The organism is Arthrobacter sp. NPDC097144, from assembly GCF_044762205.1.
GTDB lineage: Bacteria > Actinomycetota > Actinomycetes > Actinomycetales > Micrococcaceae > Arthrobacter_B.
On sequence record NZ_JBIWDW010000002.1, the window covers coordinates 647,881 to 668,903 of the forward strand.

Here is a 21,023-nt window from a genome sequence, read left to right on the forward strand (position 1 = left end):
ACGGAGTAAGTAGGGTCTGCGCTATGGATGACAGCGCTCCCCTGTGGGCTCAGGCGGTGGATTACGTCAGCACCGGGACAGCGGGTCCGCCCCTGGATCCGTCCCTTGACGTCACGGTGCACTTCCATCCCGACTCCCCCGTGTCCGGCACAACACTGCTGGCGCATCTGGTCACGGATTCCGTCTACCGCTCGCAGTTTGAAACCGGAACCGGCAACGGGGGCCTCACGGCCTGGCCGGGCGGCGAGCGCTGGCGCTGGGAACAGCGGATGTTCGGCGGGGTGTACGACGGCGCCCCGGCAGCTGAGCGCCCCAAGTACGGTTCGCTGAACTACCGCCGTCTCCCCGTCGGCGGTTCCGTGCGGTTTGGCTCCTCCCACTTCCGGCTTCGCGGCGAGGAGCTTCCCCGCGTGACGTTCTGCTATCCGGACAGCAGCACGGAGCCGGAGCACTTTGGCACGGCCGAACACATGCCCCTGGTGGACCTGGCGCTCAAACATGCGCCTGCAGCCGGTCTGGACGTACTGGATGACCATGTGGAAGCGCACATTCACGGCCCTCTAAGGATCGAAAGCGACATTGCGGTGCTGGTCCTTGATCCTTCCTACCGCGGCACTGACGTCGAAGCGGCTGCCCGCGCCCTCCCGTGTCCCCTGGAGTGGCACCCCGGGTTCCGCCTTTCTGCGGCGGAGCTGTCCCGGTACCCCGACTATCGCAGCCCCCGCGTTGTGGCGGCCGGGCAGGAGATTGCTGAAGACGGGTGGCTGGACCCCCGGGTTATCGGCATCGCCGTGCGGGGCCGGCGGTATGACCGGCAGACGCTCAAGCAGCTCTGGCACTGCGTCGCACGGTTTGGCTACGACTGGAGCGGCACTGGAGATCCCCCTGCGTGAAGAAGATCCCCCGGGGCAGAGCACCGGGGGATCTTCTTCATGTGGGATCTTCAGGGGGAATATCTATTCGAACATGTGTCCGATCAGGCCTGGTGTTAGGCCCGGAGTTAGGGAAGGCTGCCTGCCTCAGCTTCCCTGGGCCGGGACAGGGCAACCGCGGCCGGACGTTCACACGTACTGAGAATCGGCACTGCGCCGCCGGACTCCGCGGAGGCCAGCACCGCCTGCATGACCTCCAGCACGTGGAACCCCAGTTCCCCGCTGGCCCGCGGCAGCTCCCCTGCCGGGGTAAGGGCCAAGTCCTCCAGGCCTATCCCCCGTGACGCGCCCTGATATCCCGCTGATACCGGCAGAAGCTCCCAGCCGTCGCCGTCGAGCCGCCGCAGATGGACCTCCCCGTCAAAGCGGTTCGGGTCGGGAACTGCCAACGAACCCGTCTCCCCGTGGATCTCGATGTTGGAAGACCGTGTGGCCACGGCATCAAAGCTCATCACCAGAGTGGAGAGCGCACCGGACGCGTGGACCAGGACCCCGGTGACGTGAGTGGGAGTGCTGACCGGAATTTCCTCTCCCGCACGAAGGCCCGAGCCGATGATCCGGGTATCCCGGGTGCTGCTGGCCGCACCGATAACAGAAGCAACGGGTCCCAGCAGTGTCACCAGGGCGGAAACATAGTAGGGACCCATATCCAGCAGGGGACCACCTCCCGGGACATAGTAGAAATCGGGGTTCGGATGCCACCGCTCATGGCCTGGCGTGACCATGGTGGCCGTGGCGGAGATGGGCTTTCCGATCAGCCCGTCATCAATTGCCTTTCGGGCCGTCTGCGTGCCGGTGCCAAGCACTGTATCCGGTGCCGAGCCCAAGACGACGCCGGCAGCAGCGGCGGCATCCACCATCGCCTGTCCTTCAGCCGTGCTGGCGGCCAGCGGCTTTTCGCCGTACACGTGCTTGCCGGCAGCAATCGCCTTCAGCGCAACCTCTGCATGTGCGGCGGGGATGGTGAGGTTCAGGACCAGGTCAACGCCGTCATCGGACAGCAGTTCATCGACAGTCAGGGCGCGAACGCCGGGGTACTCGGCCGCGACGGCACGGGCACGGTCCATGTTTAAGTCCGACACTGCGGCAAGCTCCACGGCATCGAGCCGCGGAAACGTCTCAAGATAGGCGGCACTGATGTTGCCGCAGCCCACCATGCCGATGCGCAGCGGGGCAGCGCCCTTCGATTCGGAATTCAGCGGCTCGCCCACAGCATGCCCCTTTCAATGAGAGTCTTTACGTTCTGGTCCTTCAGGATCTCCACCGAGTGGCCGGGCGTGGCCACGAAAATCCTGCCGGCGCCCCACTGCCGCGTCCAGACCGCCGGACAGGTGACGGGGCGGTGCCAGGAGTCCCATTCCCGCGCCGGAAGCGTGGTGGTGGCCAGCACGTCGATGTAGTCGTCGGTAAGGACCCAGTACTGTTCGGTGCGCAAATCAAAGTCCGTCAGCCCGGCCGTAATGGGATGGTCTGCGGCTGCCGGGAGCATCTGAACCGTGTAATCGATGAAGTTGTCGGAGGCGTCCCCCACCCTCTCCTCCGGGTGCTTGCCCGGGTGGCAGGCGAACTGGCCGCCGATCAGGTGCAGATAGTCGGAGTTGTTCCGGTAGGAGTCCGCGATCCCGCCGTGCCAGCCGGCCATCCCGGTACCGGCGTCAATGGCAGCCCGCAACCCCTCGAATTCCTCTTTCTCGATGGTGTTCATGGTGTTGCACTGGACGATCAGGTCAACAGTGGCCATGTACTCGGCGTCGGCATAGATCTTTGGGGATTCCTCTACCCGGATCTCAAAGCCGTTGTCCCTCAGGTGCGGCAGGAAGAGGTCGGTGGCTTCAACCGGCTGATGTCCGTCCCAGCCGCCCCGGACAACGAGGGCCTGGCGTGTGGTGCTCATAGGGTAGTTCCTTTACTTGGTAGCAAAAGCTGAATCGAAGGCTGCTGCGGGCGGGGTGATCTGGGCCAGGGATTTCACCAGGGCCAGGGCCCCCGGTCCGCCGACCATGCGGTCCATTCCGGCGTCTTCCCATTCCACGCTGGTGGGACCGTCGTATCCGGTGGCGTTCAGCATCCGGAAGATGCGCTCCCAGGGCACATCTCCGTGCCCGGCGGTGACAAAGTCCCAGCCGCGGCGCGGATCGCCCCACTGAAGGTGTGAGCCGAGCCGGCCGTTGCGGCCGTCCAGCTGCTTCACCGATTCCTTGACGTGCACGTGGTAGATGCGCTCGCGGAAGTCGTAGAGGAAGGCCGCTGGATCGAGATCCTGCCAAATGAAGTGGGAGGGGTCGAAATTCAGGCCGAAGCCCTCGCGGTGGCCGATCGCTTCCAGGGTCCGGTGTGCGGTCCAGTAGTCGTAGGCAATCTCGGAGGGATGGACCTCCAGTGCGAAGCGGACCCCCACCTCGTCGAAGACATCGATGATGGGGTTCCACCGGTCGGCGAAATCCTGGTAGCCCCGCTCGATCATGGAGTCGGGAACGGGCGGAAACATGGCCACGGTCTTCCAGATGGAAGAGCCGGTGAACCCGGTTACCGTCTTTACCCCCAGCCGAGCCGCGGCCCGGGCTGTCATCTTCAGTTCTTCGGCCGCGCGGGTGCGGACGCCCTCGGGATCGCCGTCGCCCCAGACACGCGCGGAAACAATGCCCTGATGGCGCTCGTCGATGGGGTCGTCGCAGACAGCCTGCCCGTTGAGGTGGTTGGAGATGGCATAGACCGACAAGTTGTTCCGCTTGAGGATGTCCAGCCGGTCCTGGAGGTACTCGTCGTCCTCCACGGCACGCCAAACATCCAGGTGATCGCCCCAGCAGGCGATTTCAAGGCCGTCAAAGCCCCACTCTCCTGCGAGCCGGGCCACCTCCTCGAACGGAAGGTCGGCCCACTGGCCGGTGAACAGTGTAATGGGGCGGGTCATCGGATTTCCTCTGCTGTAGTTGTCAGGGCGGCAGCGGCCGGATGCGGCTGGGCATCCACCGCCGTCCAGCGGCTTTCGTCAGCCGCACTGTCCTCGACGGCTGCCAGCACGCGCTGTACCTGCAGGGCGTCGGCGAACGACGGCGTGGGCTGGGTTCCGGCGGCGAGGGACGTCACCAGGTCCACCACCTGATGCGTGAAACCGTGCTCGTAGCCCAGCCCGTGGCCCGTGGGCCACCAGTTCCCCACGTAGGGGTGCTCCGGTTCGGTGACCATGATGCGGTGGAAGCCCTGCTCACCGCTGCGGTCGGTGGAATCGTAGAACTGCAGGAAGTTCATGTCCTCGAAGTCGAAGGACAGCGAGCCCAGGGACCCGTTCACTTCCAGCCGCATGGCATTCTTGCGGCCAAGGGCGGCCCGGGTGGCTTCAAAGACACCGATCGGTCCGCCGTCGAACCGGGCGGTGAAGATCGCGGCGTCATCCACCGTGACGTCTCCCATGGGCTGGTCTTCCCCGGTGGAGCCGTGGCCGCCGAGTCCCACGAAGTCCCCGCCCACAGGGCGCCGGCTGGTAAAGGTCTCCAACAGCGCGGAAACACCGGTGATCTGCTGGCCGGTGACAAACTGGGCGGCATCAATAATGTGGGCGCCGATGTCCCCCAGGGCACCGGAGCCTGACAGCGTCCGGTCCAGCCGCCAGGTCAGGGGTGCGTTTTCGTCCGATAGCCAGTCCTGCAGGTACTGGGCCCGAACCTGACGGATCTTCCCCAGCCTGCCGTCGTCGACCATTCGCTTGGCCAGCGCCAATGCGGGCGTGCGGCGGTAGGAGTAACCGCACATGGCAAAGACTCCGCGGCGTGCCGCTTCGGAGGCCGCGGCCGCCATTTCCTCTGCTTCCTCCACCGAGTTGGCCAGGGGCTTTTCACACAGGACATGTTTGCCGGCGCGCAGTGCTGCAATGGCAATCTCGGCGTGGGTATTTCCGGGTGAGCAAATGTCGATCAGATCGATGTCTTCCCGTTCCACCAGCGCTTTCCAGTCCGTTTCCGTCGAGGACCAGCCCATTTGCCCGGTTGCTGCCTCGACGGCCGAAGCATTCCGGCCCGCAACGGCGGTGAGCTCGGGTCGAAGGGGAAGGTCGAAAAAACGGGGGGCGCTGCGCCACGCATGCGAATGCGCAGCGCCCATAAAGGCGTAGCCCACCATTCCGATTCGAAGCGGGGCAGTTTCTGCCTGAGGCATGTAGTTCCCTTTCATTTCAAGTGCTAACGCTATTTGCTGAAGCCTGCGGTCAAGCCGCTCAGCAGCTGGCGACGTCCCACGATGTACAGCACCAGGATTGGCAGCGTGGTCAGGACCACAGAGGCCAGGACCGCCGGAATATTCACACTGTATTCGCCCTGGAAGCTCCAGAGGGCCAGCGGAAGGACACGCAGGTCGGGACTCTGCGTCAGGATGAGCGGCAGCAGGAATCCGTTCCAGACTCCCAGGGCGTTGTAGATACCCACCGTCACAATGGCCGGTTTGGTCAGCGGCAGGGCCAGCCGCCACATGGTCTGCCACTCGCTGCAGCCGTCCAGGCGCATTGACTCAAACAGTTCATTTGGCACGTCCCGAATGAAGTTCGAAAGGATCAGCACCGTCAACGGAATAGAAAAAGCGATGGAGGGCAGGATCAAGGCCAAGAGAGTGTCATACAGCTGGAGCCGGATAATCATCAGGTAAATCGGAATGATGGTTGCCTGCAGGGGAATGGCCAGGCCCAGCAGGAACAACCCGTTCGAGAATCTGAGGAACCTGCTGTTGCCGCGCACGATCGCGAAGGACGCCATGAATGAGATGGTCACTGCCGGAATGACGGTGCCCAGCGTGATAATTGCGCTGTTCAGGAAGTACCTGGCGAAGTCCGCCTCCAACACCATCCGGTAGTTCTCCAGAGTTGGAGAGGAGGGTACGGCAAGCGGGTTCTGCGAATAGTAGCCGGCGGAAGTCTTCAGGCTGGTAATCACCACGTAGTACACGGGAATGATGATGATCGCCAGCCGAATCCAACCGGAGAGACCGCCGGCGTAGTTCAGCTTGCTCCAGCGCAGCCCGCGCCGAGCAGACGAGGACGCAGCCGGAGGGGCGGGGGATTTTGGCCGTTTGGTGGCTGTTGCCGTCATGTCAGAGACCTTCCAGTTGGCTGCCGCTGGAGCCCTTGCCGCCCAGCCGCTGCAGGGCAAGCGCCAGGCCCAGCCCAATAACCACCAGGATCACGGCAAGAACGCTGGCCGGTCCCATAAGGTTGGCACGGAAACCCGTGAGGTACATATCCAGTGCCAGGATTCGGGTTGAATTGCCGGGGCCTCCCGCCGTCAGCACGAAAATGAGGTCGAAGTAGGTCAGGGATCCCACCACCATCAGGGTGGAGGACGTGATGATGGTGTATTTCAGCTGCGGAAGGGTGATGTGGAAGAACTGCTTTACTTTCCCCGCCCCGTCAATCTCCGCGGCCTCGTAAAGTGACTGGGGGATTTGGCGCACGCCGCCTTGGTAGATCAAGGTGTGGAACGGAACAAACTGCCACGCAATCACGAAGATGACCACCAGGAGGACCAGCTGCGGATGGCCGAGCCAGTCCTGCGCGAGGGCCGGCATGTTCAGGCCTTCGGCCAGGCCAAAGTTCGGATCCAGCAGCGCCTTGAAGGCAATGGCTATGGCAGCTGAGGAGAGCAGCAGCGGCAGGAAGTACAGGACTGCGAGAACTGCCCGGTACCGCTGGCTTCCGGCGGTGAAAACGCCCAGCAGGAGGCTGATCGGTGTCTGCACCAGCCAGGAGACGATCATGATGAGGAAGGTCAGCCGGAGGGCATTGTGCATCACGGGATCCCCCAGGACGGACAGCCAGTTGCCCACCCCGGCCAGGGTGATGCCGCCGATCCCGTCCCAGTTCGCAAAGCTGAGCACAAAAACACCGATCAGCGGAATGACGGCGAAGACCAGAAAGAAAAACAATGCCGGAAGGACCAGCCACCACAGGCTGCCGGTCTTTCCGCGGCTGGCACCCTCCACCGGTCCCTTGTCCGTGCGGCCCGCGGCCGGCAGCGCCGCGGGCGGTACAGCGGCGATCATTTGCCCAGCGTCGCATTCATGTTGTTGGCGAATTCCTCGGGCGTGATGGACAGCAGGAACAGCTGGTCAATGTTGCTCAGGAGCGCTTCGGCGGCGGTGGGGTTCAGGGCCTGGTCCCAGGACTGCTGGAAATTCGGGGCATTCTTCGTCAGCTCGTAGACGAAGGTAAGGAATTCCTTGTCCTCGGACTCCTGCAGCTTGTCTTCGATGCCCTTGACGACCGGCACCGATCCGGACTTGATGTAGGCATCGACCTCTTCGTCGGTCAGCAGTCCATCCTTGAAGTATTTCTTGGCCGTTTCCTTTTCGGCGTCGCTGGCCTTGGACGAGATGTACTCGTAGCCGCCCGGGTTGCCCACGGTATTGGCCGGATCACCCGCACCTCCCGTAACAGAGGGGAAGTTGACCCAGCCGAGCTTGCCGCCCTCAACGAAGCCCGCGCCGTCGTTCTTCATGCCTCCGTAGGTCCAGCCGCCGTGCAGCATCATGGCAGCCTTGTTGGTGTACAGCAGAGCCTGGTCGGCATTGCTGTCAGCAGTGATGGAGGTAAAGCCCTTGATGAACCCGTTGGCCTTGACCAGGTCCTGGATCATGGTGTTGGCCTTGACAGCTGCGGGGTTCGACCAAGCGTCCGCCTCACCGTTGTAGATAGCGGTAAAGACTTCCGGACCTCCCACGCGGTCGTAGAGGTACTCGAGCCACATCATGGAGGTCCAGCGCGACTGTCCGCCCAGGGACAGCGGAGCAATGCCCATGTCGTTGAACGGTTTGGTCAGGGCCATGAGATCGTCCCAGGTCTGGGGCGGTTCTGCTCCGGCCTGCTCGAACAGTTCCTTGTTGTAGTAGAAGATAATCGGCGTCACGGTCTGGGTGGGAAGGGCATAGATCTTGCCGTCAACCGTGGCCGCGCCGAACGTCGAGTCCAGCAGGCGGTCCTTGACGTCCGGATTCTCCTCGAACCAGGGAGTGAGGTCCTCGATCTGCCCGGCGTCGGCGTACGCGCGCATCGTTCCGCCGCCCCAGCCGGCAATGATGGTGGGTGCCTGGCCGGCGCCGATGGCTGTCTTGATCTTGGTCTTGTAGGCGTCGTTCTGGAAGAACGTGACGTTGATTTTCCCGTCCGGATTGGAGCTGTTGAACACGTCAATTGTGTTTTGCCGGATGGCCTCATTGGGCTGCCCGCTGAGGGCCCAGATGGTGGCTCCCCCGGCGGAGGTGTCGCCGGGCCCGGAAGAGCCGCAGGCCGTCAGGCCGTAGGCGGCGATGGGCACCAGGGCGGCCAGCGACAGGAAAGACCTGCGTGACGTGAGCTTCTGTTCCATTCTTATCTCCATTGAAAAGAGCCGCGTCGCTGCGGCGGGATGGTTGACCCCAGCCCGGGGCCGGGAAGTATCGAAACTTTTCGCAACACCTGCTGTACTGCCATGAAAGCTACTGTGATATGCATCACTCGTCAAGAACAATTTTCGCCATAAATGTGGGCGTGTTGACGCCGATGCACCTATCCGCCAGACTTCAGAAACCGAAAACTTTCGCAAAGGAGCGTTGCCTTGAACCGGGCTCAAACTGCTAAAACGACGCTTGCCAGCGTCGCAGAGCTGGCCGGGGTGTCCGTTCCTACTGTTTCCAAGGTCATCAACGGACGCGACGACGTTGCTGAGCCGACCCGGAAACGCGTACGGGCGGCATTGACCCGGCTGGACTACGAATCGCCCGTCCAGCGGCGGGTCCGCAGCAGCGCCCCGGCCATGGTGGACCTGGTCTTCGACGGGCTCAACACGTCCTATTCGCTTGCCATCCTGATGGGGATCACCACCCTTGCAGCTGCCGAAAACGTTGAAGTGGTGCTCAGTACGGTCACGCCGGGAAAGCTCAAGAGCACCAACCATCTGGAATGGTCTTCCCGACTGGCCGATTCGGGGCGCACGGGACTCATCCTGGTAACCTCCGAGATCACCAGCGAGCAGCTGGAGGCCTTTGCCCGGCGCCATATTCCGGTGGTGGTGATCGATCCCCTGAATCCCCCGCCGTCCGGCTACATCAGTGTCGGAGCCACCAACTGGGCCGGGGGCAAGGCAGCCGCCGAGCACCTGGTGGAACTGGGACACCGGCGGATCGCGTTTGTGGGCGGGCCTGACGCAGCAGAGTGCAGCATGGCACGGCTTCACGGGTACCTCGCAGCGCTGCGGGCGCACGGGATTGATGTTCCGGACGGCTACATTGTCACCGGCAATTTTAACCGCGAATCCGGAGTACGCGGGGGGTCCGCGCTGCTGTCGCTCGAGAATCCGCCCACCGCCATCTTTGCCGGGAGCGATCTCATTGCGCTGGGAGTGCTGGATGAAGCCCGCCGCCGCGGCATCCGCGTTCCGGAAGACCTGAGCGTCGTGGGTTTTGACGGAACTGAACTCACGGAGCAGTCCGTGCCGCGGCTGACCTCGGTCAGCCAGCCCCTGCAGGAAATGGGCCGCACAGCCCTGCGCAGCGTCCTGCGTCTGGCTAATGGGGAGGAACTGGAGTCCCTGCACGTGGAACTTGCCACCACGCTGGTGGTGCGGGACTCCACCGCGTCCCCCCGCTGCCTGAAACCGGCCCGGCCCCGGCAAGCCCCTCCGCCCGGAGGACCGAAAAAGAAATAAACGTTAGCGCTAACAGTTTTCCTTGCCCTGTGGCCTGTCAGGTCCTAGGCTCGGGGCAGATCGGGCCGGCTGCTTCTGCAGCAGGCCGGTTTCAGGCAGCAACCACCGTTCACAAGGGAGTGACGAGTGAAAACAACACAGCAATTAGGCGGCCCGGTTTTTGACCGCCGCCAGGTGCTTCTGGGGGCCGGGGCAATAATGGGAGGCCTGCTGACCGCAGGCACCCTGACCGGCTGTGAAGGGCCGGCTGCTTCGGCGGCACAAACGCTGCGCTTCTGGCACCTGCTGTCCGGCGGCGACGGCATCAAGATGCAGGGCATGATCGACGCCGCAAACGCCAAGAACACGAATTTCCATGCCACCCCCACCGTGCTGGCATGGGGGGCGCCCTATTACACCAAGCTGGCCATGGCCTCGGCCGGCGGGAGGCCGCCGGAACTGGCCATCATGCACGCCAGCCGGGTGGTCGGCTATGCACCCGGAGGCCTCCTCGATGAATGGGACCTGGATCTGCTGGCAGAAAACGGTCTGACCGAAGCGGACTTCGCCCCCCGGATCTGGGAGAACAGCCGGATAGACGGGAAGCTCTACAGCATCGCCCTGGATTCCCACCCCTTCATCATGATGTACAACACCGACGTCGCCTCCAAGGCGGGAGTGTTGGGAACGGACGGGCTACTGATCCCGATCAGCTCGCCGGACCAGTTCCGGGACGTTGCCGTGGAGATGCAGAAGGTCACGGGCAAGCACGGCCTGTCTTACGGCTTCCTCGGTGACGGTGCCCAGATGTGGCGCCTGTTTTACACCTTCTACCGGCAGCACGGGGCGGAGATGATCCTGAACCAGGGTGAGACCGCCGTCGTGGACCGGGATGTGGCCATCTCCAGCCTCGAGTTCATCCGGTCACTGCTGGATGACACCATCACCACCAGCAGCGGGGATATTGGAACGGCCATTGCTGAATTTGCCAGCGGCGAATCGGGCATGCTCTTCAGCGGAGTCTGGGAGCTGCCCACCATGAAGACGGCGAATGTACCGCTCGGTGCGGCACCCATCCCCACTCTGTTCGGTACTCCGGCCGCATATGCCGACTCGCACGCCTTTGTCCTGCCGCACCAGGTGAACCTTGATGATGCGCTCCGCCGGGATTCCTACAAATTTGTGGCGGACATTCTTAAGGGGTCCCTGGCCTGGGCGGAGGCGGGACATATTCCGTCCTACCAGCCCGTGGTTTCCTCCCCGGAGTATGGCGCCCTGGCTCCCCAGGCCAACTACGCTGCAGCAGCCGAAATCATCAACTACGATCCCCGGGCGTATTTCTCCGGTTCGGGGTCGGACTTCCAAACGTTCTTCGCGAACAGCGTCCAGAACGTTTTCCTTGGCCGTGACCAGCCGGCAGCGGGCTGGGACTCCTTTGTGGAACGGCTGAACATCCTCCTGGCCAAGCCCAATCCCGTCTAAGCCTGACCGGCAATCCGCACTGCAATGAAAGCGACAAAGGAGTCCTTCATGAGTATCGCAACCGCTCCCGAGGGTGCCGACAGACGCGCGCCGGCCCCCGCACCCCCGCCCGCCAATCCGCTGCGCCGCACACGGGGCAACAACCTTGCCGGCTGGGCGTTCAGCGCACCGTTCCTGGTGTTTTTCCTGGCATTCCTGATCGGGCCCCTCGTTTACGGGTTCTATATGAGCTTTACCGGTAAATCCCTGACCGGCGCGAATGACGAACTTCTGGGCCTGGCCAACTACACCGAAGCGTTCGGCGACCCCGATATGTGGCATTCGCTTGGAAACACCCTGTACTTCACGGTCATCAGCACCGTGCCGCTGGTGATTATCGCGCTGGCCTTGGCGGCACTGGTCAACATGGGCCTGCCCGCCCAGTGGCTTTGGCGGCTTTCCTTCTTTTCCCCCTACCTGCTGGCGTCCACCGTTGTTTCCCTCTTCTTTTCGTGGATGTACAACCCGCAGCTGGGCCTGATCAATGACATTCTCTCCAAGGTGGGAATTGCGCCGGTTGCCTGGCTCAATGATCCCAACATCGCCATGTGGGCAATCGTTATTGCCACCGTCTGGTGGACCGTGGGGTTCAACTTCCTGCTCTATTTGGCGGCTATGCAGAACATTCCGCAGCAGCACTATGAGGCGGCAGCCCTGGACGGCGCCGGCGGGTGGCGCCAGTTCTTTTCCATCACCCTGCCCCAGCTTGGTCCCACCACGGTGCTCATTGTCATCCTGCAGATACTGGCCTCACTGAAGATTTTCGACCAGGTGTACCAGATGACCGCCGGCGGTCCGGCCGGTACCACCAGGACGATCGTGCAGTACATTTTCGAATCCGGGTTCACGGGTTACCGGCTCGGTTACTCGGCAGCGATCTCCTACGTGTTCTTTGCCCTCATTGTCCTGGTGTCAATTGGACAGTTCTTCATCACCCGCCGAAGGAGCGTCTGACATGGCAGCACCGGCACTCACCCGAGCTCCGTCCGCAACAGCAAAGCCTGCTCCCCTGCAGAACCGCAGGCGGATCGCCCCGGCACGAATTATCGCCACCGTCGTCGTTTCGGTGCTGGCGGTCATCTGGCTGATCCCGTATGCGTGGGCCGCGGTCACCGCATTCAAGTCCGAGACGGAGGCCGCCGCCACGCCGCTGACGTGGTTTCCCCAATCGGGCTTTACCCTCGATGCTTTTTCCAAAGTGCTCAGCGCCGGCAACATTCCGCTCTGGACGTGGAATTCACTCTTCACCTCCACCGTCATCACGGTCATTACCCTGGTGATCTCCGCACTGTGCGCCTACGCCCTCTCCCGGATCGATTTCAAGGGCAAGCAGATTCTCATGGCGGTCATCATCGCCTCCATTGTGGTTCCACCGCCGGTGCTGATCATTCCGCTGTTCTACCAAATGCTCTCCATGCATTTGATTGACACCTACTGGGCCGTCATTCTTCCCCAGGTCATAGCCCCGGCCATGGTTTTTGTCCTCAAAAAATTCTTCGACCAGATTCCGCGGGAGCTGGAGGAAGCAGCCATCATGGACGGCGCCGGACGCATGCGCGTGTTCCTGCAGATAGTGCTTCCCCTGTCGCGGCCCATCCTGGCCGCCGTCGCCATTTTCGTGTTCATCGGAGCCTGGAACAACTTCCTGTGGCCCTTCATCGCCACGAATGAATCCTCGCTGCTGACCCTTCCCGTGGGGCTGCAGACCATCAAGAGTGCCTATGGCATCCAATATGCGCAGAACATGGCCTCTGCCCTGCTTGCTGCCCTCCCGCTGATCATTGTGTTCCTCTTCTTCCAGCGGCAGATCATCAAGGGCATTTCCACCACCGGCCTTGCCGGCACCTGACCGTTCCACCCCGATTTACACAGCACCGGATTTACACAGCACCGGATCTCGACAGCAACAACAATCAAGGAGCAAGAACATATGTCCCGCGCAAGGATCAGCATTGACCGCAACTTCACCATAGGCGAGGTACCCCGCCGCCTGTTCGGCTCCTTTGTGGAGCACATGGGCCGATGCGTCTACACCGGTATTTACGAACCGGGCCACCCGGAAGCCGACGAGCAGGGATACCGGCGTGATGTCCTGAAACTGGTCCAGGAACTCGGTGCCACGGTGGTCCGCTACCCCGGCGGAAACTTTGTATCCGGCTACAACTGGGAAGACGGCGTGGGACCGGTGGAGCAGCGCCCTGTCCGCTTGGACGGAGCCTGGCACACGGTGGAGAGCAACGCCTTTGGCCTGCATGAATTTGTTGACTGGTCCCGCAAGGCCGGCGTCGAAATCATGGAGGCCATCAACCTGGGCACCCGCGGAGTGGACGCCGCCCGCGAACTGGTGGAGTACGCCAACCACCCCGGCGGCACTTACCTTTCCGACCTGCGGGCCAAGAACGGACACAAGGATCCCTTCAACATCAAACTCTGGTGCCTGGGCAACGAGCTGGACGGGCCGTGGCAAACCGGCCACAAGACGGCGGATGAATACGGCAGGCTGGCCCAGGAAGCCGGCCGGGCCATGCGCTACGTGGATCCCGACCTGGAACTGGTGGCCTGCGGCAGCTCCGGTTCCGGCATGCCCACCTTCGGAGCCTGGGAGCAGACCGTTCTGGGCCACGCGTATGACGAAGTGGACTACGTTTCCCTGCATGCCTATTACCAGGAAGAAGAAGGCGACGCCGAGAGCTTCCTTGCCAGCGCCGTGGACATGGACTACTTCATTGAGTCAGTGGTTGCCACGGCGGACGCCGTGCGGGCGCGGGGCAAGCACAAGAAATTCATCAACCTTTCCTTCGATGAATGGAACGTCTGGTACCAGCGGGGCCTGAACACCGAGGACCAGCCGGAAGCGGTGGCCCGGGCGGGTTGGCGCGAGCACCCCCGCGTCATCGAGGACAAATACAACGTGACCGACGCCGTCGTCGTCGGTACGCTGCTGAACTCGCTGCTGCGGCACGGCGACCGCGTCACCATCGCCAACCAGGCGCAGCTTGTGAACGTGATTGCACCGATCATGACCGAAGAAAACGGTCCGGCCTGGCGGCAGACCATTTTCCACCCCTTTGCTCGGATGGCCGCCCTGGCCCGGGGCCAGATCCTGCGCACGGCGGTGGATTCGGATAAGTATGAAACCACCCGCTTCGGCGGCGCCGACCTGGTGGACGTCAGCGCCACCTGGGATGAGGAGAACGGCAAAGTGGCGCTCTTCCTCGCCAACCGCGGCCTGGAAGAGGCCGCAGACGTAGAGGTTGGGCTGGGCGGGTTCGAGGCCGGACGCATCCTCCGCGCCGAGGTCCTGCAGGTTCCTGCCGGCAAGGACCGGTTTGCCATCAATTCCCAGGCCGACGGCGAGCAAGTGGGGCTGGTCCCGCTCCAGGACGTTAAGGCAGTTGGCAGCGAGCTTCGCCTGTCACTGCCCGCGCTGTCCTGGGCCGTGATTGAGGTGGAGGTCAGCAAGGGCTAGGACCCTTCGCTGCGGTTGAGGGCCCGCTGCGGGGTGCGGGCCCTCAACCCACGGGTCGGCGAGCGCCGGCGCTCCGGAGCAGCGGCAGGAGCGCCAGGAAGCAGACAGCTCCCATTGCGGCTATCAGCAGCCGGTAATCCACGACGCCGATCAGGGCCGCTGCGGCCATGGACGCCGCCACCTGGGGAACGTTGGTTAGGACGTGGGTTGCTGCCGCGGCCCTGCCCTGCATCCTTCCCGGCGTCTCCCGCTGCCGCAGAGTCACAAAGCCAATCACCAGCCAGGACGCGCTGACTCCCAGGAGCACAGCGGCGGTAAACACCAGCGCCGGGACCGTGAGCGCTGTGAGCAGGACGGCGAGCGCCAGCACCGCCACCGACATGATCATCGTGGCACGGAAGCCGACCCTGCGGATCACTGCTGAGGCAGTGAGGCCGCCGAGCACTGCCGCAACCCCCTGGATGCTGAGCAGCACACTGAGGAACTCCGGCGGCATGCCCAGGCCCTGTTCATTGGTGGCAAAGATGGTGACGTTCAGGACGCCGGTGGCTCCCACCGCAGCGCAGAGGGTAACGACGGCGGGCCGAAGCAGGGAATGGCGGGCCAGAAACCGGAACCCCGCCGTCGTGCTTTGCCAGAATGTTTCGGTGCTGTCCACGGCAAACACGGACTCCGTCAGCTTCAGCGTTCCGAGCACCGCTGCGGCAGCCACAAAGCAGCCGCACGCCAGCAGTACCACGGAGTCCATCCCCCACAGGGCCAGCATGCCGGCGCCCAGCAGCGGGGAGACGATCCGCAGTCCCTGGTCAATGCTGCTCAGGAGTCCGTTGGCGGGGGCCAGCAGGCGGTCGGCAAGCAGGTCCCGCAGCAGGCCGGACTGTGCAGCAGCCGTGACATAGGACGAAGCCGCGTATCCAAACATCACGGCGTAGATCAGCCACAGCTGGTCCGCGTCCCGCACGGCAAGCAGAAAAAGGACAACGACGGCGGCGCACACGTTGTTGATGATGAGGACCGGCTTGCGCCGGTAGCTGTCCGCGAGTTTGCCCATGAGGGGAGACAGCAGCGCAGGCAGCCCCAGTGCGGCGAACACCATGCCGGCCGCGGCATCGCTGCCGGTGAGCTGCTTGACCCATATCGCCGCCGTCAGGAACAGCACCGAGTCGCCAAAGTTGGAAAACACCCAGGCCAGGGCGAGCCTGCGGAAAGCGGGGACACTGAACGCCTCCCGGTTGGTGCCGACGCCGCCGGCCGGATGCTCTGCGTCGGCGGAAGCGGACGCAATCGGATTCTCGGTGCTCACTGCCGGCCCTCTCCGGTGCCGTGCTCCGGCGCCGCCGGCGTTCCGAAATCCGGATCGATGTTCAGGACGGTGAAGAGCTGGACCGGAACCGACCCCTGGGGCCGCTGCTCCGGATGCTGCCAGCGGCCGTCAAAGCGGGCGGCGATTTCCCAGAGGTCCGCCCGCAGCTGCCGGAGCTCCTCATGGGTGGCGTAGAAGCTGGAGTTGGAAATGGTGGCAACATCCATATCTTCAAACGGCAGTTGCGGAGCACGGCGGAGCCAGGACTGGATACGGTCCAGCTGCCGGTTTACGTGGATGGCAGCCATGGCAGACAAGGCGTGGAGGGATCCCGGAGCGTTGCGGTCGGGAATGTGCGACCTTCCCCGGGACAGCACCCGCCAGGGTTTCTCCCGTCCGGTCCGTTCCCCCTGCTCGATGTAACCGTGTTTGGCCAGCATGCGCAGGTGATAGGAACAGCTGGCCACGGATTCTCCGATGCCCGCAGCACACTCGGTGGCTGTCGCCTGGTCCACGTCGTCGAGGAAATCAAGCAGCTCAAGCCGGACCGGATGTGCCAGGGCCCTGATGCGGACGGGGTCGGAGATGATCTCCTCCCCGCTGCGAGGACGGTATGCGCCCGGTTCTGCGTCGGAGAGCGGGGCGCGGCTGTCTTGACCGTTGTCGGCTGGGGAATCCATGCCCAGAGTCTGCCTGCTAAAGAAGTCTTTAGCAAGGGTTCTTTAGAATCACTCCGGAGAGAGCAAATGGCGGAGGACGAACAGAGCCAGGGCCGGAGATGTCCGGGTTCCCAGCGGTGACAGCCCTAAGCGGAGAACGTGACCGCCGACGTTTCCTCGACGCTGGCCGTGCGCCCGGGAGCCGTCTGGAACCGCCAGTACAGGTTTGTGTGGGCAATAACCGCTTCCGGAGCAGGTGCACCCCACTGCGTCAGGTCATCCGTCGTGTGGGCATCCCCCACCAGTGTGACGTCATATCCGCGGTTAAAGGCCCCGTGGATGGTCGAACGGATGCACGCATCTGTTTGCGCACCGGCAACAACAAGCCGCCCGATAGCCGCACGGGCCAGAACGCTTTCCAGGTCCGTGCCCTCAAAGGAATCACCGTAAGCCTTGTGCACCAGCGGCTCCGCCTCCAGGCGTGCGAGCTCGGGGATGTATTCCCACTCTTCGCTGCCCTGGGGAAGCTCGTCCCCGTGATGCTGGATCCACACCACCGGGACTGCCGCAGACCTCGCGCCGTCCAGCAGGGCGTTGATGTTGGCTATCACCGTGTCCCGGTCATATGCCTCCGCCACCACACCCTTTTGCATGTCGATGATCAGCAAGGCAGTGTTGGGCCGATCAGGCAGTGTGCTCATGTTGGTCCCTCGGGTTTGTGGATGGCCGTGCCCACAGCGTACTGCCTGCCGGCGCCGGATGGGAACGTGTGTTCGAACCGCATCCGAACGGTTCCCCCGGCCGCACTTATGCCCTTGACGGTTCCGGATCCGGGAGGCAGGCTAAGTAATTCATCAGCATGCTTGCTAATAAGGGAGTGACGGATGCGGTCCATGACGTACCGCGGGCCGTACAAGGTCCGTGTTGAAGAAAAAGACATTCCAGTCATTGAGCACCCCAACGACGCAATTGTTCGGGTGACGGCGGCGGCCATTTGCGGGTCTGATCTGCACCTTTATCACGGAATGATGCCAGACACCCGCGTGGGCACCACCTTTGGCCACGAGTTTGTGGGCGTGGTCCACGAGGTGGGGCCCTCCGTCCAGAACCTCAAGCCGGGAGACCGGGTCATGGTCCCCTTCAACATCTACTGCGGCTCCTGCTACTTCTGTGCACGCGGGCTGTACTCCAACTGCCACAACGTCAATCCCAATGCGACGGCGGTGGGCGGCATCTACGGCTACTCCCACACCTGCGGAGGGTACGACGGCGGGCAGGCGGAGTTTGTCCGTGTCCCGTTCGCCGACGTCGGCCCCAGCATCATTCCCGACTGGATGGACGAGGAGGACGCCGTGCTGCTCACTGACGCCCTCGCCACGGGGTACTTCGGCGCACAGCTGGGAGACATCGCTGAAGGAGACACCGTCATCGTGTTCGGTGCCGGACCGGTGGGACTCTTCGCAGCGGCTTCCTCCTGGCTGATGGGTGCCGGGCGGGTCATCGTCATCGACCACCTGGACTACCGGCTGGAAAAGGCCCGTACCTTTGCCCACGCCGAGACGTTCAACTTCTCCGAGTACGGGGACATCGTGGTGGAGATGAAGAAAACCACCGATTACCTCGGCGCGGATGTAGTGATTGACGCTGTGGGAGCGGAGGCGGACGGCAGCTTCCTCCAGAACGTCAGCGCTTCCCAGCTGAAGCTGCAGGGCGGATCCCCGGTTGCCCTGAACTGGGCGATTGATTCGGTCCGGAAAGCCGGCACCGTCTCCGTGGTGGGAGCCTACGGCCCAATCTTCAGCGCCGTGAAGTTTGGCGATGCCCTCAACAAGGGGCTGACACTGCGCATGAACCAGTGCCCGGTCAAGCGGCAGTGGCCGCGGTTGTTCGAACACATCCGCAACGGGTACCTCAAACCCAGCGACATCATCACCCACCGCATCCCGCTGGAGCACATTGCGGAGGGCTACCACATGTTCTCGGCGAAACTTGATGACTGCATCAAACCCCTCATCATTCCCAGCGCGTCCTGAAGGCGAGGAAACCATGACGGAAACACCAAGCACCCCCTACGTCGCCGCCGCATCCAACCGGAAGTACTCCAATGAGGAGCTGCGGGCGCGCATTCCGGGCTGGGGAGCGGACCTGGATCCCCGGAACCGCCCCTCGGTTCCCAAGGAACGCATGGATCTGGAAACCGGCGCCCGCTGGACCTTCCCGGACCGGCAACCGGAGAAACAGCCAAGGGAACGCTCCATTGAACACCAGTTTGTGACTCCCGTCTTCGGAACCTCCGCTCCGCTGAAGGGCGTCTCCGGAGCCATCCGCCGGTACGCCTACCGGTACAGCGAAGCGCGCGCCGCGCACTGGCTCATCCTGATTGCCGCGGATCGGGTGGATGCCGGCGGCAGTCACCTGCGCTCATTCTTCACCCAACACCCCGACAATCCGTTGACCGAGACGGGGGTCGTCAGTGAGTTCACCCGCCACGGCATATCCTCCCGGGTGGGCAAGGAAAGGGCGGATCTCAAGGAACAGGCTCTGGCTCCGGTGTTTGTGGCGGGGCCCTGGATCCTGGCCGGGGGTGCTGCGTTCGTCGTCGTCCGCAGACTGCTTCGGGCGGTCCGGCACTGAGCGCTGCAGCTTCCGGGCCAGGGGCTGGATTGCCGGATTAGGTTGCCGTTCCCGCCGGTGCAGCCGTCAACACGCGTTGTCGTAGGACTTTCGAGCAGGGCGCGCCTCCGCCTGCCAGAATGGGGAGATGCCACGCTCCCAGGGTTTTGATGATCCGCGGCTCGTCCGCGAAATCCAGCGGCGGCCGGACGCCGTCGTTCCGCCGGACAGCTGGCCGGCGACGGTTCCTGCCGTGGCATCGGTCCTGGAGTCCGGTCTTCAGCTTCCTGCCGGCGTGACATTTTTGGTCGGAGAAAACGGCAGCGGCAAATCCACCCTGGTCGAGGCGGTTGCGGCGGCCTACGGCCTCGGACCGGAGGGCGGCACAGTGCATTCGGCGCACAGCACGCACCACACCGAATCTCCGCTGAGCACCTGGATTACCCTTGCCAGGCAGCCGGGAGCTCCGAAATGGGGCTTTTTCCTGCGGGCGGAAACGATGCACGGGTACTACACCTTCCAGGATCAGCTCGGCGGCGGCCGAAACTTCCACGCGATGAGCCACGGCGAGTCCTTCCTCGCCCTTGCGGAAACCTACCTGAACTCCCGGGGGTTTTACTGTCTGGATGAGCCCGAGGCTGCCCTGTCCTTCAGCTCCACCCTGGCCCTGATCGGTGTCCTCAGTGACCTCGCGGCCAACGGGTCGCAGATCCTGTGCGCCACTCACTCCCCCGTGCTGGCCTCGCTTCCTGGAGCCGCGATCTATGAAACGGGCGACCACGGGTTAGCCCGCCGCGAGTGGGAAGAGCTGGACCTGGTGACGAACTGGAGATCGTATCTGAACGAACCCCGCCGCTACCTGCGGCACGTCCTCACGCCGTGACACCGAAGACCAGCCGCAGCAGGCACCGGTCTTCCCGCAGCCACGGTCAACGTCCGGGTATCCCGGGTGCGGGTGCGGGTGCCGGAGCGCTGTTCGTGCTCGTGGCTTCCGTGCTTTGGGGCACCACCGGCACCGCCGCCACCTTCGCATCGCACGTCGGTCCGCTTGCCATTGGTGCCGCGGCAATGGGAATCGGCGGGCTGCTCCAGGCCCTGACGGCTCTGCCGCTGCTGCGGACAGCCCGCCTTGCCCTGCTTCGCCATCGGTCAACAGTGCTCCTCGGCGGGGCGGCGGTAGCCGTGTACCCGCTGGCCTTCTATTCCTCCATGCACCTGGCGGGTGTCACGGCGGGCACAGTGGTCAGCATCGGCTCTGCTCCGCTGGCCTCCGCAGTCGTTGAGCGATTCGCGGACGGCAGGAGGTTCAGCCTGCGCTGGATAGCGGGAGCGGGCACGGCAATCGCCGGGACGGTGCTGCTGTGTGCGGCGGAAGCGGCCGCCGCAACGGGCGACGACGGCGCACGCCAGCCCGGCGCCGTCGTCGCCGGTGTCCTGCTCGGGCTGGTTGCCGGGACCACCTACGCGCTCTACTCCTGGGCTGCGCACCGACTGATGAACCGGGGAATCCCGGCACGCGCTGCGATGGGAGCGACCTTTGGCTTGGGCGGGCTCCTGCTGCTGCCGGTACTCGCGGCTACCGGCGCCCCGCTGCTGGCCTCGTGGCCGGCTGCGGCGGTGGGACTGTACATGGCGCTGGTTCCGATGTTCGCCGGCTATGTGCTCTTCGGCCGGGGACTGGCCCGAATCCTGCCCAGCACCGCAACCACGATTTCCCTGGTGGAGCCCGTGGTTGCCGCGGCGCTCGCGGCCCTGATTGTCGGCGAGCGCCTGCTGCCGGCCGGCTGGGCGGGCGCAGCGCTTGTCCTGGCCGGGCTGCTGGTCCTGACTATCCCCGCATCATCCGGGACACTGAGCCGCAGGACAGGACATACGACGCCGTGA

At 63.7% G+C, this 21,023-nt stretch carries 20 protein-coding genes; 10 read left to right on the forward strand and 10 right to left on the reverse strand.

Features of this window, described 5'->3' with window-relative positions:
- The first annotated feature begins 23 nt into the window (after positions 1 to 23).
- Positions 24 to 893, forward strand: coding sequence for a DUF3626 domain-containing protein (locus ACIQXM_RS06610; RefSeq protein WP_400929307.1), 870 nt, complete (start codon positions 24 to 26; stop codon positions 891 to 893).
- A gap of 107 nt (positions 894 to 1,000) precedes the next feature.
- On the opposite strand, the gene ACIQXM_RS06615 is transcribed toward ACIQXM_RS06610, so the two are convergent.
- From ACIQXM_RS06615 to ACIQXM_RS06645, 7 genes are read right to left on the reverse strand one after another with little or no spacing between them, the layout of a single operon-like run.
- The gene (locus ACIQXM_RS06615; RefSeq protein ID WP_400929554.1) at positions 1,001 to 2,089 is read right to left on the reverse strand and encodes a Gfo/Idh/MocA family protein; all 1,089 of its coding nucleotides are present in this window, start codon (positions 2,087 to 2,089) and stop codon (positions 1,001 to 1,003) included.
- Positions 2,090 to 2,127: 38 nt separating this feature from the next.
- Positions 2,128 to 2,826: a ThuA domain-containing protein gene (locus ACIQXM_RS06620; protein WP_400929309.1), complete on the reverse strand. Its 699-nt coding sequence runs from the start codon at positions 2,824 to 2,826 to the stop codon at positions 2,128 to 2,130.
- Positions 2,827 to 2,838: 12 nt separating this feature from the next.
- Positions 2,839 to 3,843: a sugar phosphate isomerase/epimerase family protein gene (locus ACIQXM_RS06625; RefSeq protein ID WP_400929312.1), complete on the reverse strand. Its 1,005-nt coding sequence runs from the start codon at positions 3,841 to 3,843 to the stop codon at positions 2,839 to 2,841.
- Positions 3,840 to 5,084, reverse strand: coding sequence for a Gfo/Idh/MocA family protein (locus tag ACIQXM_RS06630; protein WP_400929315.1), 1,245 nt, complete (start codon positions 5,082 to 5,084; stop codon positions 3,840 to 3,842). Before ACIQXM_RS06630 ends, ACIQXM_RS06625 begins: the two co-directional genes overlap by 4 nt.
- Positions 5,085 to 5,113: 29 nt before the next feature.
- Positions 5,114 to 6,007: a carbohydrate ABC transporter permease gene (locus tag ACIQXM_RS06635; protein ID WP_400929319.1), complete on the reverse strand. Its 894-nt coding sequence runs from the start codon at positions 6,005 to 6,007 to the stop codon at positions 5,114 to 5,116.
- A 1-nt stretch (position 6,008) separates the two neighbouring features.
- On the reverse strand, positions 6,009 to 6,956 hold the full coding sequence (locus ACIQXM_RS06640) for a carbohydrate ABC transporter permease (protein WP_400929322.1): 948 nt from the start codon (positions 6,954 to 6,956) through the stop codon (positions 6,009 to 6,011).
- Positions 6,953 to 8,278 (reverse strand): ABC transporter substrate-binding protein, encoded by a 1,326-nt coding sequence (locus ACIQXM_RS06645; protein ID WP_400929324.1) that lies wholly within the window; start codon positions 8,276 to 8,278, stop codon positions 6,953 to 6,955. Before ACIQXM_RS06645 ends, ACIQXM_RS06640 begins: the two co-directional genes overlap by 4 nt.
- Before the next feature lie 228 nt (positions 8,279 to 8,506).
- Between ACIQXM_RS06645 and ACIQXM_RS06650 the strand changes: the two genes are divergently transcribed.
- The 5 genes from ACIQXM_RS06650 to ACIQXM_RS06670 all read left to right on the forward strand — a co-directional run bounded on the left by ACIQXM_RS06650 (position 8,507) and on the right by ACIQXM_RS06670 (position 14,564).
- A complete protein-coding gene (locus ACIQXM_RS06650) occupies positions 8,507 to 9,595 on the forward strand; it encodes a LacI family DNA-binding transcriptional regulator (RefSeq protein ID WP_400929327.1) in 1,089 nt (362 codons plus the stop codon).
- A 126-nt stretch (positions 9,596 to 9,721) separates the two neighbouring features.
- The gene (locus tag ACIQXM_RS06655) at positions 9,722 to 11,056 is read left to right on the forward strand and encodes an extracellular solute-binding protein (RefSeq protein ID WP_400929330.1); all 1,335 of its coding nucleotides are present in this window, start codon (positions 9,722 to 9,724) and stop codon (positions 11,054 to 11,056) included.
- Between the two features lie 48 nt (positions 11,057 to 11,104).
- Entirely contained in the window at positions 11,105 to 12,049 is a 945-nt protein-coding gene (locus tag ACIQXM_RS06660) for a carbohydrate ABC transporter permease (RefSeq protein WP_400929333.1), read from the forward strand.
- A 1-nt stretch (position 12,050) separates the two neighbouring features.
- Positions 12,051 to 12,944 (forward strand): carbohydrate ABC transporter permease, encoded by an 894-nt coding sequence (locus ACIQXM_RS06665; protein WP_400929336.1) that lies wholly within the window; start codon positions 12,051 to 12,053, stop codon positions 12,942 to 12,944.
- Positions 12,945 to 13,025: 81 nt separating this feature from the next.
- Positions 13,026 to 14,564 (forward strand): alpha-N-arabinofuranosidase, encoded by a 1,539-nt coding sequence (locus ACIQXM_RS06670; protein ID WP_400929339.1) that lies wholly within the window; start codon positions 13,026 to 13,028, stop codon positions 14,562 to 14,564.
- Positions 14,565 to 14,607: 43 nt separating this feature from the next.
- Here the strand turns inward: ACIQXM_RS06670 and ACIQXM_RS06675 are convergent, their stop codons facing one another.
- From ACIQXM_RS06675 to ACIQXM_RS06685, 3 genes are all read right to left on the reverse strand, one after another.
- Positions 14,608 to 15,867 carry an MFS transporter gene (locus tag ACIQXM_RS06675; protein WP_400929341.1) on the reverse strand — a complete coding sequence of 420 codons (1,260 nt, stop codon included), beginning with the start codon at positions 15,865 to 15,867 and terminating at the stop codon, positions 14,608 to 14,610.
- Positions 15,864 to 16,547 (reverse strand): winged helix-turn-helix domain-containing protein, encoded by a 684-nt coding sequence (locus ACIQXM_RS06680; RefSeq protein WP_400929344.1) that lies wholly within the window; start codon positions 16,545 to 16,547, stop codon positions 15,864 to 15,866. The genes ACIQXM_RS06675 and ACIQXM_RS06680 overlap by 4 nt, the downstream gene beginning before the upstream one ends.
- Before the next feature lie 125 nt (positions 16,548 to 16,672).
- A complete protein-coding gene (locus tag ACIQXM_RS06685) occupies positions 16,673 to 17,227 on the reverse strand; it encodes a cysteine hydrolase family protein (RefSeq protein ID WP_400929347.1) in 555 nt (184 codons plus the stop codon).
- A gap of 183 nt (positions 17,228 to 17,410) precedes the next feature.
- Between ACIQXM_RS06685 and ACIQXM_RS06690 the strand changes: the two genes are divergently transcribed.
- The 4 genes from ACIQXM_RS06690 (at position 17,411) to ACIQXM_RS06705 (ending at position 21,023) form a co-directional block, all read left to right on the forward strand.
- The gene (locus ACIQXM_RS06690) at positions 17,411 to 18,559 is read left to right on the forward strand and encodes a zinc-dependent alcohol dehydrogenase (protein WP_400929350.1); all 1,149 of its coding nucleotides are present in this window, start codon (positions 17,411 to 17,413) and stop codon (positions 18,557 to 18,559) included.
- Positions 18,560 to 18,572: 13 nt separating this feature from the next.
- Positions 18,573 to 19,160, forward strand: coding sequence for a hypothetical protein (locus ACIQXM_RS06695; protein ID WP_400929353.1), 588 nt, complete (start codon positions 18,573 to 18,575; stop codon positions 19,158 to 19,160).
- 127 nt (positions 19,161 to 19,287) lie between these two features.
- Complete coding sequence (locus tag ACIQXM_RS06700; protein WP_400929355.1) at positions 19,288 to 20,022, forward strand: AAA family ATPase; 735 nt, start codon at positions 19,288 to 19,290, stop codon at positions 20,020 to 20,022.
- Between the two features lie 101 nt (positions 20,023 to 20,123).
- Positions 20,124 to 21,023: a DMT family transporter gene (locus tag ACIQXM_RS06705; protein ID WP_400929358.1), complete on the forward strand. Its 900-nt coding sequence runs from the start codon at positions 20,124 to 20,126 to the stop codon at positions 21,021 to 21,023.